The following is a 4,879-nucleotide window of genomic DNA, read 5'->3' as shown; positions in this document are numbered from 1 at the left end:
CCATCCGGTAGCCGCGGTTCGAACGGCTCGCTGATGTCGATCGGCTGGCGCCGCACGTTCTTTTCGTTCAGCACGTCGAAGATGCTGTTGCTCTTCAGGATCGCCAGCACCTTCTCGTGCGCATAGACCGTGAAGGGCGAGCCCTCGCGCATCGAGAGCAGGCCTGCCACCGCATCCACCTCGCTGTTGGTCAGGATAACGCCTGCGATCGGCGTATGGCGCAGCGCGCTCGCTTTGGGGTGCAGCTGCGGCGTGGCATTCAATTGCTGCCGCAGGTCCGGGGAGGCATTGATCAGGAACCAGTACTCGCCGTCGCCGCTGAAGGCGACCGAGGCTTGGGTTCTCAAGAGTTCATGGCCGTTCTCACGGGCCGCCCGGCAGCCCTCGCAGCCGCAATTCCATTGCGGCACTCCGCCGCCGGCTGCGGCGCCCAGGACGACGACGCGAAGCATGATCCGTCTCCTGGAAGCAACGTCACGGAGGTGGATCTCAGGCCGACACGATTTCCATCATTCGGAAACCGGTCGTGACCGAAAGACCCACCTGCGCTGAACGCAGATCACCAACCGCTTACTTGCGGGTGGCGCTCACATACATGTTGATTTCCATGCCGCAGGGCACTTCGACGATCTTCGGGGCTTTCCAGGCCATTTTGGCACTCCATTTTCGCGAATTCGGACGTATCCGCCCACCCGTTAAATTAATGCGCGCCGAGAAGTTCGCCAGTGAAATTTTCCCGAGAAGCCCATGTTGCGCCGCGAAAAAAAGCCCTCGGGAACACCACTTCTGGGGCGCTGCCTTGCGTTCGGCGCATTCGGTCGCGAACCCTGTCCTGATAAAGCAGTTGTGAGTGCAGTGCAGCTTTCAATCCGGTACAGGCGACCCAACTGGATTTCGATGATGCCCAAATACTACTTCAACACCCGTATCGGCGACGAACTGATCGTGGATCCCGAAGGCGAGGACCTGCGCAACCCCGACCGCGCCTGGGAGGTCGCCCGCCAGATGATCCTGGAGGTGGTGAAATCCGAGGGCACCCAGCGCGCCCTGCTGGACGCCGTGATCGAGGTGACCGACGCCGAAGGCGAGATCGTGCTGGAGTTCCCCTTCACCGAGGCGCTGCTGGACATCCCGGACGCGTCCGCGACGCGGCACTAGCCCACACTCCCTCCCCGTCATTGGCCCTTGCGACGAAGCAATCCAGACTGCCTCCGCGGAGGGATTTCTCGATTGCTTCGCTGCGCTCAGGATTCAATGACGAGGGACCACCCGGCGCCCCAGCGCCTTCGCCCCTGCGAAATCCGCATGGCTTTGCCGCGTTCCCGGCGCTAAAAGACGCCGGTTACACGGAGCAAGCCATGCAAGATCTCTGGCGCCTGTCGGCTGCCGACCTCGCCATCCTCGTCAAGTCCAAAAAGGTGTCTGCCAGGGAGGCCGCCAAGGCCGGGCTAGCCCGCCTGGACGCCGTCAATCCCCAGCTCAATGCGGTGATCGACCACCGGCCGGACGACGTGCTCAAGCAGGCCGACGCCGTCGATGCCGCCATCGCGCGGGGCGAGGACCCCGGCGTGCTCGCCGGCGTGCCCGTCACCATCAAGGCCAATGTCGACCAGGAGGGCTTTGCCACCACCAACGGCCTCAAGCTCCAGCGCGATTTGATCGCGCGCGAGGACAATCCGGTGGTCGCAAATTTCCGCAAAGCCGGCGCCATCCTGCTCGGCCGCACCAATTGCCCGGCCTTCTCCTATCGCTGGTTCACCACCAACCTCGTCCATGGCGACACCAAGAACCCGCGTGACGCCTCTCTGACCCCGGGCGGCTCGTCCGGCGGCGCCGGTTCGGCGGTCGCGGCCGGCATCGGCCACATCGCCCACGGCACCGACATCGCCGGCTCGATCCGCTACCCCGCCTATGCCTGCGGTGTGCAAGGCCTGCGCCCGACGCTGGGCCGCATCCCCGCCTTCAATCCGGCACTGCCGGAGCGCCCGATCGGACCGCAGATCATGGCGGTCTCGGGTCCGCTGGCGCGCACCGTCAACGACCTCAGGATTTCACTGGCTGCGATGTCGGCCCGCGACATCCGCGATCCCTGGTACGCACCAGTGCCGCTGGAAGGCCCAGCACGGGACAAGCGCGCCGCGCTCTGCCTCAATCCGGACGGCCTTGCCACCACGCCCGAAGTGAAGGCGGCGGTGATCGATGCGGGCAAGCGCCTCGAGCGTGCCGGCTGGACGGTCGAGACGATCGAAAACACGCCGTCGATGCGCGAGGCGGTCGAGTGGCAGATCAAGCTCTGGCTCGGCGACGGCTATGAAGCGCAGCTGGAGATGGCCGAGCGCGAGGGCGATCCCGGTGCGCTGGCGTGCCTGCGCGGCAATCGCGGCAGGGTCACGCCGATGGATCAGGCCAATTACGCCAAGGCGCTGACGCGGCGGGCCACTCTGACCCGCGACTGGATGCTGTTCTTCGAAAAATACGCGGTGCTGCTGACGCCGGTGTCCGGCGAGCTGCCGTTCCCCGATCATCTCGATCGCAAGGACGATGAGTCCTTCAAGCGCGTCTGGGAAGCGCAGCTGCCGCAGATCGCCATTCCCTTCATGGGTCTGCCGGGCCTCGTGGTCTCCACGGGTCTGGTCGGCAAGGCGCCCGTCGGCGTGCACATCGTCTCCGGCCGCTACCGCGAAGACCTCTGCCTGCTCGCAGGCGAAGCGATCGAGGCGGGCGGCGTGCCGCCGTCGCCGATCGATCCCGTGGGTTAGCGATGTCCGCGATCTACGATTTCAAGGCCAACTCGCTTGCGGGTGAGGAGGTTGCGCTCCGCCGCTTCGAGGGGCAGGTGCTCCTGATCGTCAACACCGCGAGCAAATGCGGCTTCACGCCGCAATATCGCGGTCTGGAGGATCTGCATCGCGATCTCTCGCCGCGCGGCTTCTCCGTGCTCGGCTTTCCCTGCAACCAGTTCGGCGCGCAGGAGCCGGGGCAGGCGAGCGAGATCCAGGCGTTCTGCTCGACCAATTACGACGTCACCTTTCCCCTGTTCGAGAAGATCGACGTCAACGGCGCCCATGCGCACCCTCTGTATGAGTACCTGAAACACCAGCAATCGGGCCTGTTAGGGGCCTCCATCAAATGGAATTTCACCAAATTCCTGGTGGACCGTACCGGCAAGGTGATCGCGCGCTACGCGCCGACCGCACGGCCGGAAGGATTGCGGAATCAAATCGAGACCCTGTTGTGAGCGAGACAATCATGAGCGACGAATTTCCGGACCGCCTGTCGGTCGATCCGAACAGCCCCTATTACAACGCAGACATCCTGGCGCGCGACGTCGGCATCCGCTTCAAGGGCGTCGAGAAGACCAATGTCGAGGAATACTGCATCAGCGAAGGCTGGGTCCGCGTCACCGCCGGCAACGCCAAGGACCGCCACGGCAACCCGCTGACCATCAAGGTGCACGGGCCGGTGGAGCCGTATTTCAGGGATAAGAAGTGACGGCGAAGCCGTCATTCCGGGGCGATGCGAAGCATCGAACCCGGAATCTCGAGATTCCCCGGTGCGCAATTGCGCACCTGAGGTCAGGTCCTTCGGACCATCCCGGAATGACGGGCTAACAAATCGAAAGGCCCCCCATGTCCGTCCGCATCGTCGACGTCCGCGAGATCACCAAGCCGATCTCATCGCCGATCCGCAACGCCTATATCGACTTCACCAAGATGACGACGAGCCTCGTCGCCGTCGTCACCGACGTCGTTCGCGACGGCAAGCGCGTGATCGGCTACGGCTTCAACTCCAACGGCCGTTACGGGCAGGGCGGCCTGATCCGCGAGCGTTTTGCCTCGCGCATCACCGAGGCCGATCCGAAGTCGCTGCTGAATGCGGCCGGCGACAATCTCGACCCCGACAAGGTCTGGGGCGCGATGATGACCAACGAGAAGCCCGGCGGCCACGGCGAGCGCTCGGTCGCAGTCGGCACCATCGACATGGCGGTGTGGGACGCGGTGGCGAAGATCGCGGGCAAGCCGCTGTTTCGCCTGCTCGCCGAACGGCACGGCGTCAAAGCCAATCCGCGCGTGTTCGTCTACGCCGCCGGCGGCTATTACTATCCCGGCAAGGACCTCTCGATGCTGCGCGGTGAGATGCGCGGCTATCTCGATCGCGGCTACAACGTCGTGAAGATGAAGATCGGCGGCGCGCCAATTGAAGAAGACCGCACCCGCATCGAGGCGGTGCTGAAGGAGATCGGCAAGGACGCCCAGCTCGCCGTCGACGCCAATGGCCGCTTCAACCTGGAGACCGGCATCGCCTATGCCAAGATGCTGCGCGACTATCCCTTGTTCTGGTACGAGGAAGTCGGCGATCCCCTCGACTACGCGCTGCAGGCCGCGCTCGCCGAATTCTATCCAGGCCCGATGGCCACAGGCGAGAATCTCTTCAGCCACCAGGACGCCCGCAATCTGATCCGCTACGGCGGCATGCGCCCGGACCGCGACTGGCTGCAGTTCGACTGCGCGCTCTCCTACGGCCTGTGCGAATACCAGCGCACGCTGGAAGTCCTGAAAACCCACGGCTGGTCCCCCAGCCGCTGCATCCCGCATGGCGGCCACCAGATGTCGCTCAACATCGCCGCCGGCCTCGGCTTAGGCGGCAACGAGAGCTACCCCGACCTGTTCCAGCCCTACGGCGGCTTCCCGGATGGCGTTGGCGTCGAGAACGGCCACATCACCATGCCGGACCTTCCGGGCATCGGTTTTGAAGGCAAGTCGGATCTCTACAAGGAGATGAAGGCGCTGGCGGAGTAGGGTCGACGGCGTCTCCAACAACTCGGTGTCGTCCCCGCGAACGCGCTAGGGCATGCACATTCTGGTGCGGCGGATTGACT

7 protein-coding genes are annotated in these 4,879 nt (G+C 64.4%); 5 read left to right on the top strand and 2 right to left on the bottom strand.

The features are described from left to right. On the bottom strand, nucleotides 1–452 hold a 452-nt coding region (locus IC66_RS0136865; RefSeq protein WP_038950956.1), incomplete at its 3' end, for an MBL fold metallo-hydrolase. A gap of 118 nt (nucleotides 453–570) precedes the next feature. Continuing rightward, nucleotides 571–651, bottom strand: a complete 81-nt coding sequence (pqqA, locus tag IC66_RS42860; protein WP_007595659.1) for a pyrroloquinoline quinone precursor peptide PqqA — start codon at nucleotides 649–651, stop codon at nucleotides 571–573. 249 nt (nucleotides 652–900) lie between these two features. Between pqqA and IC66_RS0136855 the strand changes: the two genes are divergently transcribed. The 5 genes from IC66_RS0136855 to tarD all read left to right on the top strand — a co-directional run bounded on the left by IC66_RS0136855 (nucleotide 901) and on the right by tarD (nucleotide 4,799). Further along, nucleotides 901–1,158, top strand: a complete 258-nt coding sequence (locus IC66_RS0136855; RefSeq protein ID WP_038950955.1) for a DUF6894 family protein — start codon at nucleotides 901–903, stop codon at nucleotides 1,156–1,158. 200 nt (nucleotides 1,159–1,358) lie between these two features. Beyond that, a complete protein-coding gene (locus IC66_RS0136850) occupies nucleotides 1,359–2,759 on the top strand; it encodes an amidase family protein (RefSeq protein ID WP_038950954.1) in 1,401 nt (466 codons plus the stop codon). A gap of 2 nt (nucleotides 2,760–2,761) precedes the next feature. Further along, nucleotides 2,762–3,238, top strand: a complete 477-nt coding sequence (locus IC66_RS0136845) for a glutathione peroxidase (protein ID WP_038950953.1) — start codon at nucleotides 2,762–2,764, stop codon at nucleotides 3,236–3,238. Nucleotides 3,239–3,249: 11 nt separating this feature from the next. Next, the gene (locus IC66_RS0136840; protein WP_038950952.1) at nucleotides 3,250–3,492 is read left to right on the top strand and encodes a DUF3297 family protein; all 243 of its coding nucleotides are present in this window, start codon (nucleotides 3,250–3,252) and stop codon (nucleotides 3,490–3,492) included. A 137-nt stretch (nucleotides 3,493–3,629) separates the two neighbouring features. Next, nucleotides 3,630–4,799, top strand: a complete 1,170-nt coding sequence (gene tarD, locus IC66_RS0136835) for a D(-)-tartrate dehydratase (RefSeq protein WP_028145643.1) — start codon at nucleotides 3,630–3,632, stop codon at nucleotides 4,797–4,799. Nucleotides 4,800–4,879: the final 80 nt, after the last annotated feature.

This window comes from Bradyrhizobium genomosp. III, assembly GCF_000261705.1.
Taxonomy (GTDB): Bacteria; Pseudomonadota; Alphaproteobacteria; order Rhizobiales; family Xanthobacteraceae; genus Bradyrhizobium; species Bradyrhizobium ottawaense.
The sequence above is the reverse complement of the archived record's forward strand: the minus strand, read 5'-3'. Positions and strand labels throughout refer to the sequence as shown.

Excerpts from the sequence above, each read along its gene's own strand:
- IC66_RS0136845 (WP_038950953.1), top strand. The coding sequence starts at position 2,762 with ATGTCCGCGATCTACGATTTCAAGGCCAACTCGCTTGCGGGTGAGGAG.
- pqqA (WP_007595659.1), bottom strand. The coding sequence starts at position 651 with ATGGCCTGGAAAGCCCCGAAGATCGTCGAAGTGCCCTGCGGCATGGAA.
- IC66_RS0136840 (WP_038950952.1), top strand. The coding sequence starts at position 3,250 with ATGAGCGACGAATTTCCGGACCGCCTGTCGGTCGATCCGAACAGCCCC.
- IC66_RS0136855 (WP_038950955.1), top strand. The coding sequence starts at position 901 with ATGCCCAAATACTACTTCAACACCCGTATCGGCGACGAACTGATCGTG.
- tarD (WP_028145643.1), top strand. The coding sequence starts at position 3,630 with ATGTCCGTCCGCATCGTCGACGTCCGCGAGATCACCAAGCCGATCTCA.
- IC66_RS0136850 (WP_038950954.1), top strand. The coding sequence starts at position 1,359 with ATGCAAGATCTCTGGCGCCTGTCGGCTGCCGACCTCGCCATCCTCGTC.